The organism is Brachyspira sp. (assembly GCF_050873525.1).
Taxonomy (GTDB): Bacteria; Spirochaetota; Brachyspiria; order Brachyspirales; family Brachyspiraceae; genus Brachyspira.
Window position 1 is genome coordinate 1 of sequence record NZ_JBNMIZ010000084.1, and the last position, 10,883, is coordinate 10,883.

The following is a 10,883-nucleotide window of genomic DNA, read 5'->3' on the forward strand; positions in this document are numbered from 1 at the left end:
AAAACATTGGCAGCTCACTTTGAGGAGCATAGAAGGCAGGTACATGAGCGTATATTGAGAGATCATCCGGAGCTCGCAGAGAGATTTAAGGAGCGCAGACATATATTGGACGAGCATTTGAAACAGAGACATCCTGAGATATATGATATGGTAATTAAATTAAGAGAGGATAATAAATCAAATTAGGGGGAACTTTAAAAATGTACAGAAATAACGAACAATCAAAGCCATATAAATTGGTAGGTGCGATATTTACCATTTTAGGAATTATACTTCTTAGCGTCTTGGTATTCGTTCATGAAATGGGGCATTTACTTGCGGGGCTTGCGGTTGGAATAAAGGCGGAAGCTTTTTCAATAGGTTTCGGTCCGATAATATTTAGAAGAAAAATTAAGGATATAGATTTTAGGCTGTCAATAATACCTTTCGGAGGATATTGTAAATTCAAAGGAGAGATTCCCGAAGAAATTGAAGAATCGGGAGATACGGCAAAATATAAAGAACTTGAAGATGACGATTTTTTGAATATCTCGCCTTTAAGAAGAATAATAATTTATTTTGCCGGTCCATTTTTCAATTATCTATTCGCCTTTCTATTGCTTATAATATTGGTTTCGATTCCTTCAACGATAGAATTATATTCTCCTACGGTTTCGGTTTTCAGAGACGGAAAATATATGCATACTAAACAGGGAATTACTTTGGCTTACGAATATGGAATAGAAAGCGGAGATACGATTACGGAAATAAACGGAAATAAAATAGAATCCGATAACGATGTTTTGAAAACTATAAATGACGAAGCGATTCAAAAAGGAGCGAGCGAAATAATATTTACTTTGAAAAGAAATGAAGAAACATTAAATATAACGATTCCATCGGTTGAAATTTTGAAGGCTTTGAGCGGAGAGAGAGCTTTAGGTTTATATTTCGGAGACGAACTTATAATAAAAAATATAGTTTCGGGTTCGGCTGCAGAAGAAGCGGAGTTAAAAATAGGAGATAAAATAATCGCGATAAACGGAATTTCTGCAAATAATATAGCGGATTTCAGACCGATAGTTATGGATAATTATTCGCAGAAAATAAATATTACTATAATGAGAAACGGAGAAGAAATAATAAGAGAGGCTATTCCAAAACCAGTTAATTCAAAAACGATTGGAACTTACGGAAGTTTGGGAGTGGAATTTGAAAGCGTTCCAATGAAAGTTGAAAAAGTGGAAGGAGTTTCTTTTCCAAAATCTATTGTCGAAGCATTTAAAGAAAGCGGATATTATATTTCTTCTTATATCAACGGTTTAAAATTGCTTTTTACGGGAAAATTATCTTTGCGTGAAAATTTGGGCGGTCCCGTGAGAATAATTCAAATTTCTTCGCAGGTAATTTCCGTTAGCGCTGAATACAGATTAAAAACTATTCTTTCGTTTACGGCTACGATAAGCCTTATATTATTTTTAATGAATCTTCTTCCGCTTCCAGTAGTTGACGGAGGAATGATAATATTTTCTTTTATAGAATTAATAATGAGAAAACCTCTCGACAGAAAAGTATTGATTAAAATACAGACTATTGGAGCGGCGTTTTTAATAACTTTGGCAATATTTATAACCATAAACGATATAACTCAATTATTTAAATAAATTTTGTCGTTTCAAAATCAATAAATATTTTTGCATATTTTTTATTTTTATTTAATATTTTATTATTAATCGCTTGACAGAAAATTTGATTTAAAGTAAAATTCTTTATTATAACGATTAAAAATTAAAATAAAAAATAAATATTGCGGAGATAAATTTTGTCTACTAAAAGCGTAAGTATTCCTAAACATTCTATAATGATAAGAAGCACGGAAGACAGTTATAGAAGAATAATAATTAACAACGATTATAAAACTAAAAGCAATCATATTGATTTTTTTGTAGCGGGTTATAAAGAAAGCGATGGAAAAGAAATAATAGAATGTTTGTCGGAAAACGAACCGATAGAACTTCGCCGTGATACGAGTTATCCTTACGACCAGTTTGCAGTTTCTATATGGACTTCGGACCCTATAAAATTAGGATATGTTCCAGAAATAATCTCTTCTTTAATTTCGTATAAGTTGGAAGATAAAAATAAAAAAGTAAGCGCCGTTATAAAAAAAATAAAATTAAACGCTCATGATGAATGCAAAATAGAGATAAGAGTATTTGTTGATAAAATTAAAAAAATTAATTAATTATAAATTCTATGATAAATGCAATTTCCGTAAAAAACGAACTTGACTTCAAAAAATTAAAAGATAATTATATTAAAGATAATATCAAATTCGGAATATATATTTTAACGGGAAAAGAAAGATTATTCAAAAAATCGTTTATAGCCGCAATGCATTCTTCCGTTTTTAAAGACGAGGGCGAAAGTGAAATGAATTATAATGTATTCTACGACAAAAATGACGCGATTGGCTATTCGCCTTTGGAAATTGCCGACACGCCGCCTTTGGGTTCTAATGTTAGAGTTATAGTAATTTATAAATATAATAATTTTCAAGATGATTTTATCGATTACTGTTCCAATCCTTCAAAATCTTCAATCGTTATACTTGAAACCGAAAACGCATTGGAAGAAGATTCGATTTATAAATATTTTTCCAAAAAACAAAATATAAATTATTTGCATTTTATCAATTTTCCTTTGCCAGACGAAAAAGATTTTAGAGGATTAATAAACGCTTATATAACTAAAAACGGGAAAAAAATTTCAAGTGAAGCGATAGAATATTTGATAAACAATATAAATTTGGATTATAATTCTTTATATTCCGAACTCGATAAAATTTGCAATTATAACGATAAAGAATATTTGAATATTGAAGATATTATTGATTTTACTTATGTGTCTAAAAATAAAAATATATTCGATTTTTTGGACGCGGTTTTTGAAAGAAACAGAAATAAATGTTTCAGTTTGATGAATAGATTAGACCAGGACGCGTCAAGTTCTCTCGCTCTTATGATGAATAATTTTATCGCTTTATATTACATGAAGATTTTTCCGCCGCAAAGCGCGTTAAACGATATAAGTAAAATAACGAAAATTCCCGCTTTTATTTTAACGAAAAAAAAGAACGCTTTAAAATTATTTTCTCTATCCGAAATAGTAAATATAATATCTCAAATATCATATTTGAATACTTTAAGCGTGAGCGCTCCGAATAATATTTTTAAAGCTCGTTTTGAACTTATGTTGTTTAATATTACAAAATGATGATTATTTATAAAATTAATAAATATTTGCAAATAAACATAATATATGATATAATAATCTCATGCTTTACAATATAAATAATTTTATATCTAATTCCGCCTGGAAATATATTTTTTACGGTATAGACATAATTTTAGTCGCGATATTATTTTATCTCGTTTATATATTCGTTTACAATACGAGAGCCTATAGCGTTGTCGCTGGATTTATAATATTATTTTTCATTACTTTTATGGCGAGAGTATTCGGATTAACCACTTTATCATGGATATTCGATAAATTCTTTCAAGTCGGACTTATTGCGATTGTCGTTTTGTTTCAGGCGGAGATAAGGCATGGTTTAAGAATATTGGGAGGAAGGGCATTCTTCAAAAAATCCTTCGGTTATGACGAAAACAATATTCAAAAAATATTAAGCGCCTCGTTTAATTTATCTTACAAAGGACATGGTGCTTTAATAGTATTTCAAAAAAATATTTCTCTTCACTCTTTAATCGACAGAGCGGTAAAACTAAACGCCGACATATCGATAGAACTTGTGGAAGCTATATTTTTTAAGAATAATCCGATTCATGACGGGGCGGCTATAATAATGGAAAATAGAATTGCGGCGGCGAGCGCGTATTTGCCATTAACCGAAATGGAGCCGAAAATAAAAAACAGAAGATTAGGAACGAGGCACAGAGCGGCGCTTGGAATTTCCGAGCAGACGGACGCCGTTATTTTAGTCGTGTCGGAAGAAACGCAAAGTATTTCGTTGGTTCATAACGGAATATTGGAATACGATTTAAATAGAGACGAATTATACGCGAGACTTGGAGAACTTTTGGAAATAAAATGATTAGAAATAAAATACAAATTAAAAGCGATAAAATAAAAGAAAAAATCAAAAATAAAAGAAGCGAACTTAAATCTATAAAAAACTATAAAAAAATTTATAATCTCATAACGAAAAGATTTCAAATAAAACTTTTATGTTTGCTAATGGCTTTTATATTATTTTTATATGTCCGCTATCAGCAGGAATTTTCCAAAGATTATATAGCGAAATTGGATATAATAAATATTCCTTCAAAACTTTTGATAGCGAATAATATTCAGGAAAACATTACGATAACCGTCAGAGGATTCAGAGACAGCAAGCATGAATATCCAATGGAATTTTCAACTTATATAGATTTAACTAACGCGGAACTTGGAAGCAATATGTATAGAGTAAATCTTTCGGACGATATAGATTATAAGAATTTAAATATTATTATGACTCCGAGCAGAATTCCAATAGTTTTGGACGAACTGGTTTATAAAACCGTTCCAATACAAGCGGCTACAATAGGGACAACTTCTTTGGGTTTGGATATAGAAAAGATAACGGTAAATCCGTCTAATGCTATAATTTCGGGACCTAAAAATTTAATCTCTTCTATAAATAAAATAAATACCGCTCCTTTAGATTTAACGGATAGATATTTGGATTATGCGACAAGATTAAGACTCAATTTGCCTAAAAATATAAAGTCTGATATTTCGCTTGTCGATGTTAATGTTTTATTCAATAAAGATACGGAAAAAATAGAATTTAACGACATAGTGATTAATATAAATAATTTGGACAGCCGTTTAAATGTAAAATTGGACAGCCCTTTGATAGTGCAAAAACTTGTATTGGAAGTAAATAAAAATTTTGTTACAAATATTTCGGAAAGCGATTTGTCTTTATATTTGAATTTGAAAAATATAACAAACGCGGGAATCTATTCCAATATATCGGTAGAAGTAAATATTCCTACTTATGCAAAATTACTCAATATAGAACCTTCTTTTTTCGATATAGAAACGGAAAGCAGATAAATTAAAATGATAAAATTTATAAGATTCGGAGATATAATTATTTTTATTTTTATAATCGCTTTTTCTTTTTTTTACGCTAAAAAACTTATGGAAAATAATAAAGCCTCAAAAATAATAATAGAATCTTCCAAAAAATCTTTAAGATTCGATTTGAATAACGAAAGAGAAATTATTATCGAAGGATTATTGGGCGAGTCAAAAATATTGATAAAAGATAATAAAGTAAAATTTTTAGAATCTCCATGCCGAGATAAATTATGCGTTAAAGCGGGAATTTTAAAAAACGCTCCGTTAATATGCATGCCGAACGGAATAATAATTAGATTTGAAAATAATTTTGAAGACGATATTGAAATAGATTCTATAGTTCAGTAATTTAATTTGGCGGTGCGATTATGACTTTTTTTGAAGAAATTAAATTTCATAAAGGAAAAAGAAGAATATACGATATAATATTTTTCGCTTTTCTATCTTCTTTTATAGCCTCATTGGAAAATATGTTTCCTCGTCCGATTCCATATTTTAGAATCGGTTTTTCTTTTATAATCATAATAACGGTTTTGGACGCTTTCAAATTAAGAGAGCTGATTTTACTTATACTTATAAAAAATATTTCCGTTGCCATAGCTTTCGCTTATATATTTACTCCTCCGTTTTATTTGGGATTATGCGGCGGAATTGTTTCGGTAATTATTATGAAACTTATGAGATATTTCAAAAGCGCTTTTTCATTTTTGGGAATAAGTTTAATTGGAGCGCTCACGAGCAATTTATCGCAGGCTTTTTTATCAAAATATTTATTCAATCTTCCCGATGTAAAATTTTTAATAGTTCCAGTGTTTGTAGTTTCTTTAATAACTGGAAGCGTTGTTGGGATTATGACTATATTTTTGATTAGAAATGATTAGCGTAAATATTTACCAACATACTCTTCTGTAAGTTCAAAATTCTTACTTTCCGAATTTTCTTTATCCGAAGAAGGCAAATCATACATAGCGTCAAGCATAACTCTTTCAAATAAAGCTCGCAAACCTCTCGCTCCCGTTTTTTCTTCCATCGCTTTTTTCACTATTATTTTCAAAACGGAATCGTCTATATTTAAATTTATATTGTCGTATTCGAATAATTTTTTATATTGTTTTGTGAGAGAGTTTTTAGGCTCTTTAAGTATTTTCAATAATTCTTCTTCTTTAAGTTCTTCCAAAGTGGCTATAACTGGAAGCCTGCCGATAAGTTCGGGTATGAGTCCGTATTTAACCAAATCTTCCGTAGTAATATTTTTCATTATTTCGTCATAATTAAGATTTTCCATAGAATTTACTTCAGCCGCAAATCCGAGTCCTTTTTTTGAAGTTCTTTCGGCTATGGATTTTTCTATATCGATAAAAGCTCCTCCGCATATAAATAAAATATTCGAAGTGTCTATTTCCAAATTGCTTTGATGAGGATGTTTTCTTCCGCCTTGAGGAGGCACGCTCGCTATTGTTCCTTCTATTATTTTTAGTAAAGCCTGCTGAACTCCTTCTCCCGATACATCTCTTGTAATAGAACGCGATTCTCCTTTGCGCGAAATTTTATCTATTTCGTCAATATATATTATTCCTTTTTCGGCTAATTTTATATCTCCGTTTGCGTTTTGTATGAGTCTTAAAAGAATATTTTCCACATCGTCTCCCACATATCCCGCTTCCGTCACAGTCGTGGCATCCGCTATTGCAAAAGGAACATTCAAAGCTTTAGCCAAAGTTCTTGCAAGCAAAGTTTTACCGCTTCCCGTAGGTCCGATTAAAAGAACATTCGATTTTTCTAATTCCACATCGTTTTTATCGTCTTTATTTTGAGTTATTCTTTTATAATGATTATAAACCGAAACGGACAAAACTTTTTTTGCATAATCCTGCCCTATCACATATTGGTCCAGCATGTTTTTTATTTCTTTAGGCGGCAAAACTTTAATATCGTATTTTGCTTCTTTTTTATTTTTCAAATGAGCGTTAAAATATTCGTTTGCTATAGCCGAACAGTCCGAACATAAAAATCCTTCGTTTCCTTCTATATATCTGCTCAATTCTTTAAGCTCTCTTCCGCATAAAGAACATACTTCTTTTTTTTCGTTATTTTTTTTAGGCATTTAATTTTTATTCTCTTATTATCTTTATTTACTTTCTTCTCTGCTTGAAAATACTTTATCGATTATTCCGTAATCTTTCGCTTCTTCGGCGCTCATAAAATAATCTCTATCCATATCGGCTTCGAGTTTTTTAATATCCTGTCCCGTATGATTTGCCATAATATTATTTAATATGCTTTTTAATCTTATAGTTTCTTTAAGCTGAATTTCCATGTCGGTAACCATACCTCGAGAACCTCCCGAAGGCTGATGAATCATAATTCTTGAGTTTGCCGTTGCGAATCTTTTTCCTTTAGCGCCTCCCGTTAAAAGCAAAGCTCCAGCGGACGCCGCCTGTCCAACGCATAAAGTGGAAACATCGGGTTTAACATATTGCATGGTGTCATACATGCCGAGTGCTGAAGTCACAACGCCTCCTGGACTATTTATATAAAGCGAAATGTCTTTTTCAGGGTCCGCCGATTCCAAAAATAATAATTGAGCTATAACTACATTTGCCACATCATCGTTTATCTCTCCGCCCAAAAATATTATTCTGTCTTTTAATAGTCGCGAATATATATCGTATGAACGTTCTCCTCTGCTCGTCTGCTCTATAACATAAGGAATAGTCATATAGCTTTTTTCAATATATTTTTTATCGATTTTATTTAATTTATCCATTATAAATTCCTCGTTAATATTTTAATAATTAATAGCCCGCCCAAATATCGTTTTCTTCGGGAACGAATTTTCCAGAATCTTTTTCGTTTATTTGAACATGCTCTTTAATATATTCCAAAATCGCTTCGGAAGTCGCACGGTTTTGAGCGTCACGCATTATATAATTTATAATATTTTGCTGTTCTCCTTTAGGTCTTTTCATTAGTCCTAAATAACTTTGATATTGATACATTCTATTTGCATATTCTTTAGCTTTATCTTCGTTTATATTTATAGAATCTTTATAAGTGTCGGCGAGTTTAGCCATTATCAAATCAAAAGTTATCTGCTTTTTAACATTTTCTTGATATTCTTTTTTTATCATATCTTCGGTTTTTGCTACGGAAATTAAAAATTCCGTTTTGGACATTCCGTTATTTGCAACGGATTTTTCAAAATCGTCCAATGCTCTTTTAAGTTCTTCTTCGTAATAGCCTTTAGGAATTTCCATATTTACTTCTCCGAGCAATTTATCGAATAAAGTTTTATTTACAAGATTATAATTCGCTCTCTCTTCCGCTCTCTTTATCAAATGTTCTTTCAAAGATTCTTTTACTTTATTTCTGTCTTCCTCTTTGGAATCGTCTTTCATATCTGGCTTTTCCACTTTTAAAATTTCCATTATCAAAGTGGTTTCTCTTCCGTCAATATAAGTCGTTATAAGTTTTTTATCGCCTTTTTTTACTTCGATTGAATTTTTTGAAAATACGCTTTCGTTTTCGCCGTCTCTCGCTACAACCGTTAATTCTTTATTATATTTTTTATATTTATCGTCATCGAATTCTATTTTGACATAAACTCTGTCTCCGATTTCCGATTTCAAATCGCTTTCGGCATATTGCGAAAATCTTTGCAAAGATAATTTATAAGCTTCTTCGACTACGCTGTCGTCCACTTCGTATTTATCTTTTTCTACTACTATCGAAGCCAAATCGGGCAAATCGAATTCTGGTATCGGATAATATTCGTAAGTCAAATGAAGTCCGTCATCTTTATTTTCCATATTTGAAAGTTTTGGAGTTCCCATTGATTTTGCATTTTTTTCATCGCTGTAAGTATTCCAAACTTCCTCTATAAGAATTTCGTTTGTAGCGCCTTCCAAAGCGTCTCTATATCTCGAATATACGATATCGTTTGGAGCATGCCCAACTCTAAAACCTTTGATATTAACTTTCGGCTTATAATATTCTATCTGCTTTTGAAGTTCGCTATTATAAGCGTCTTTAGAAACCGATGCTTTAAGAGTAATTAAATCTTTTTCGTCTTTTGAAGTTTCAAATTGTAAATCTTTTGTATCCATTATTTATAAAACCTTTTTTAAAAATAAATTTATTAAATTAAATATAATTAAAAATAAAAACCCAAACAGAATTAAATCTATTTGGGTCAAATGAGCGGGAAACGGGACTCGAACCCGCGACAGTCTGCATGGCAAGCAGGCACTCTACCAACTGAGTTATTCCCGCAATAGATTTAAGAAATATTATACAACATTAAAATAAAATGTCAATATCTATTTTAAATAAAATATAAATATTTTTAAACTGCATTATTAAGTTTATAATTGTAATTCGCTTTGTTCGGCTCGCGATAACTGATTAATTAAAAATGTAATGACGAAGAACTTTGTCATTACGAGCAACTGAAAGGAGCGAAGTAATCCACAGAAAAGAAATTTTATTTTTTGGATTGCTTCACTCATTCGCCAATCCCAAAGGGACGCAGGGCGAAGGCGGGCTTTCACGCTGTGTGCCTCGCTCTGCGTGCCTTCGGCAACGGCAAGCCTCACTACCGTTCGCAATGACGATTAAATTAAAAAAATAAAAAGTGATTGACGATTGGCAAATAATCCTTATCTTATTGATAGAAAGATTAAATAAGACTTTAGGAGGTCATATTATGACGAACAAAAAAACTTTTAAATTTCAATTTTCAACTTTAGTTATTATCGCTTTAATAGCAATGTTATCCGTAGCCTGTAAAAACAAAGTGACGGCTTCCGCTAATTTATCCGCAGAAGCTGGAACTGAAGAAATTATAGGCGGCATAGAAACGGAAGAACCTTCAAGCGGCGTTGGAGATATTACCGATAACAAAGACGCAACTGATAACGACAATAAAGATGCCACTGACAATGAAAATAAAGGGGACGCTGATAATAAAGATATAGACGATGATAAAAAAGCGGTTTATAATGAAGGCATATTTTATAATAAAGACTTCACGGCAACGGTTAAAAATGCTCAAATAACAATCGAATATAAAGACTTATTCGGCGGACAAGGTCCTTTAGTAATTAAAGCGGAAGGCAAAACTACGATAAAAGCTAAAAACAGCAGATATGGATTTAATTTCATAATAGACGGAGTAAAATTCCTTGCTACTGATGCTACGCCTAATTATGACGCTAACGGCGATTTGGTATCAATAGTATTTAGCGGATACGGACAAACGAAAGTAGTTAAATTTTCTAAAAAAGCCCCAGTTGATAACAGAAATACAATTAACGAAGGCTCATTTGCCAACGCTGATTTTAAAGCAACGGTTAAAAACGGTCAAATAGCAATCGAATACAAAGACGCGTTTGGCGGACAAGGTCCTTTAGTAATTAAAGCAGAAGGTAAAACTTCAATAAAAGCCAAAAATAGCAGAGTCGGATTTAACTTCATAGTAAACGGCGCAAAATTACTTGTAACGGATGCAACGCCTAATTATGACGCTAACGGTAATTTGTCTTCTATACTATTTGACAGCAAATATGACGGACAAAAATTTGTAGCTAAATTCTAAATAAGAAATAATAATTGAAGTTGTATTAATCATTAGGAGATTGTTCTCCTAATGATTTTTTATTTTTGTATTTCCACGCCTTCTTACGAAGTCTAGTAATGACAATATTTGAATAATCATTAATCAAGTAATACAAATAACTTCATAATAAAAT

General features: G+C 31.4%; 12 protein-coding genes and 1 tRNA gene. 9 read left to right on the forward strand and 4 right to left on the reverse strand.

From position 1 onward, the window contains the following. The 8 genes from ACR0QS_RS07060 to ACR0QS_RS07095 all read left to right on the forward strand — a co-directional run. A partial coding sequence (locus ACR0QS_RS07060) for a hypothetical protein (RefSeq protein ID WP_432632738.1) occupies nt 1–186 on the forward strand: 186 nt, incomplete at its 5' end. 14 nt (nt 187–200) lie between these two features. Further along, nucleotides 201–1,643 carry an RIP metalloprotease RseP gene (gene rseP, locus ACR0QS_RS07065; RefSeq protein ID WP_432632739.1) on the forward strand — a complete coding sequence of 481 codons (1,443 nt, stop codon included), beginning with the start codon at nt 201–203 and terminating at the stop codon, nt 1,641–1,643. Between the two features lie 158 nt (nt 1,644–1,801). Next, the gene (locus ACR0QS_RS07070) at nt 1,802–2,224 is read left to right on the forward strand and encodes an HIRAN domain-containing protein (protein WP_432632740.1); all 423 of its coding nucleotides are present in this window, start codon (nt 1,802–1,804) and stop codon (nt 2,222–2,224) included. Between the two features lie 14 nt (nt 2,225–2,238). Beyond that, complete coding sequence (gene holA, locus ACR0QS_RS07075; protein ID WP_432632749.1) at nt 2,239–3,255, forward strand: DNA polymerase III subunit delta; 1,017 nt, start codon at nt 2,239–2,241, stop codon at nt 3,253–3,255. Nucleotides 3,256–3,316: 61 nt separating this feature from the next. After that, nucleotides 3,317–4,096, forward strand: a complete 780-nt coding sequence (gene cdaA / locus ACR0QS_RS07080) for a diadenylate cyclase CdaA (RefSeq protein ID WP_432632741.1) — start codon at nt 3,317–3,319, stop codon at nt 4,094–4,096. Then, nucleotides 4,093–5,106 (forward strand): CdaR family protein, encoded by a 1,014-nt coding sequence (locus ACR0QS_RS07085; protein WP_432632742.1) that lies wholly within the window; start codon nt 4,093–4,095, stop codon nt 5,104–5,106. Before cdaA ends, ACR0QS_RS07085 begins: the two co-directional genes overlap by 4 nt. A gap of 6 nt (nt 5,107–5,112) precedes the next feature. Then, a complete protein-coding gene (locus ACR0QS_RS07090; RefSeq protein WP_432632743.1) occupies nt 5,113–5,481 on the forward strand; it encodes a NusG domain II-containing protein in 369 nt (122 codons plus the stop codon). A 20-nt stretch (nt 5,482–5,501) separates the two neighbouring features. Beyond that, entirely contained in the window at nt 5,502–6,014 is a 513-nt protein-coding gene (locus tag ACR0QS_RS07095) for a Gx transporter family protein (RefSeq protein ID WP_432632744.1), read from the forward strand. On the opposite strand, the gene clpX is transcribed toward ACR0QS_RS07095, so the two are convergent. The 4 genes from clpX to ACR0QS_RS07115 all read right to left on the reverse strand — a co-directional run bounded on the left by clpX (nt 6,011) and on the right by ACR0QS_RS07115 (nt 9,405). After that, nucleotides 6,011–7,237: an ATP-dependent Clp protease ATP-binding subunit ClpX gene (gene clpX, locus ACR0QS_RS07100; protein ID WP_432632745.1), complete on the reverse strand. Its 1,227-nt coding sequence runs from the start codon at nt 7,235–7,237 to the stop codon at nt 6,011–6,013. The two genes, ACR0QS_RS07095 and clpX, sit on opposite strands and share 4 nt — an antisense overlap. Nucleotides 7,238–7,261: 24 nt before the next feature. Next, nucleotides 7,262–7,900, reverse strand: a complete 639-nt coding sequence (clpP, locus tag ACR0QS_RS07105; protein WP_432632746.1) for an ATP-dependent Clp endopeptidase proteolytic subunit ClpP — start codon at nt 7,898–7,900, stop codon at nt 7,262–7,264. 28 nt (nt 7,901–7,928) lie between these two features. Then, nucleotides 7,929–9,239, reverse strand: a complete 1,311-nt coding sequence (locus ACR0QS_RS07110) for a trigger factor (RefSeq protein WP_432632747.1) — start codon at nt 9,237–9,239, stop codon at nt 7,929–7,931. 93 nt (nt 9,240–9,332) lie between these two features. Then, nucleotides 9,333–9,405, reverse strand: a tRNA-Gly gene (locus ACR0QS_RS07115). Between the two features lie 433 nt (nt 9,406–9,838). Here ACR0QS_RS07115 and ACR0QS_RS07120 point away from each other — a divergent pair. After that, a complete protein-coding gene (locus tag ACR0QS_RS07120) occupies nt 9,839–10,729 on the forward strand; it encodes a hypothetical protein (protein ID WP_432632748.1) in 891 nt (296 codons plus the stop codon). The last annotated feature ends 154 nt before the right edge of the window (nt 10,730–10,883 follow it).